Here is a 1,544-nt window from a genome sequence, read left to right on the forward strand (position 1 = left end):
AGCCGTCGCCCAGGATCGCAAGCGCCTGCGCCAGGCGTAGCGCATCGGGGTTGAGACTATGCAAACGTGCGCGCATCTGCAGCGCCACACCGTCGACGCCGCCAATACCGACGACGTCCTCAAGCGCGCGCAGCCCGCTCGAATCTCCGGCCTGATCTAACGCACGCAGGAATTCCCGTAGGTAAAACGGATTCCCTCCGGTGGCGCGATATGCCAGTGCAACGACGTCGTCGTTCGCGCCGCTTCCGAGGGCGTTGCGAGCGATGGCCGCAACTGCCCGCCGGCTCAGCAGCGACGGCCTAATCGTCGTCGTTGCCGCCGCGCGCACAGTGACCAGCGGCTGCGATCGGGACGCAGGTTCGTCGGGACGCAATGCCGCGACGAGCGAAACGTTCGGCCCGTCGAGGCGCGGCGCAAGGTAGGCGAGCCAGCGCAACGACGCTTCGTCGGCCCAGTGCGCGTCGTCGACAGCCAGCAGCAGGGGAACATGGTCGGCGAGGTTGACCGTCAGCCAGTAGAGTCCATGCAGGACGGCAAAGCCGGTATCCTGCTCCACGCTGCTCGAGTCGTCGAGTTGAAAAAGCGTGGCGACTGCCCGCGCTGGGCCGGCGAGCAGCGCGTCTCTTTCGTCCGCGGTCGCGCCGGCGCACCGACGTTCGAAGAGCTGGCGCACGATGCCAAAGGCAAAGTGCCGCTCGAGATCGGATCCGCGGGCCCGCAACACGCTCCGTTTCTCCCGCTGTGCGATCGCGCAGGCGGCCTCGAGCAGCGCAGTCTTGCCGATCCCGGCACCGGCTTCGATCAACACGACTCCGCCGCGGCGCACGAAAGTTTCGATCGCCGCCAGCTCAGAGTCGCGCTCGACGAGGCCGGTCATGTCGCCAACGGGTAGGAGCTTCAACCGTATCACGCCTTCCGAGACGGCTCAAGGCAAGAGGCCGGACTGGCTCGCTCACGCCGGTGCTTTTGGCGTTGCCTCCGCGACCCGAATGCCTCTGCCCGCAGAGTCGACTTGAGAACTGCAGCAGCGCAAGAGCTTGCAAGCGCAGACTTGGCCGGTTCGAGCGCGTCTCATCGAGGACGTTTGAGCGACCGCTTTCGCGCTGTTCGAGCGACGGATCTGAGTCGTCGGAGGACAACAAGCGACCCGTTGCTGCCATCCGTACCTCGTCAGCCGATGTCCGCTGTGCAGCTTATTGCTGCCGGTCGCGGGTCATCGGTCAACCTTTAGGTCCCCCGTCACAAACAGTTGATCGTGAGCGGCAGCTCTGTGGTCGGCCAACGTTGACACAGATTTTGGCTCGGTAGATCAGGCGCTCGGTTCGCCGGCTGAGCAAGTTCTGCATATTGTTTCGCCCGCAATAGCGGCTGTATCGCTCGTAGCGAGCACACCGTTGCCTTCAGCGTCGATGGACCGGCCGCTTTGACCTGCTGTTGTATTGGAGCAGGTTGAATTCAACAGAGATCTTGTTCACACCCTCCAGCGGCACACGCTCGTCGAGGACTGATGAGGTCCAGTCAACGCCCGCTTTTCGGGTCTCGAT

General features: G+C 64.1%; 1 protein-coding gene. It reads right to left on the bottom strand.

The features are described from left to right. Window positions 1–901, bottom strand: a 901-nt coding sequence (locus FVF58_RS50985; RefSeq protein ID WP_188131244.1) for an AAA family ATPase, incomplete at its 3' end; no start/stop codon positions are given. Window positions 902–1,544 lie beyond the last annotated feature (643 nt).

This window comes from Paraburkholderia panacisoli, from assembly GCF_008369935.1.
Taxonomy (GTDB): Bacteria; Pseudomonadota; Gammaproteobacteria; order Burkholderiales; family Burkholderiaceae; genus Paraburkholderia; species Paraburkholderia panacisoli.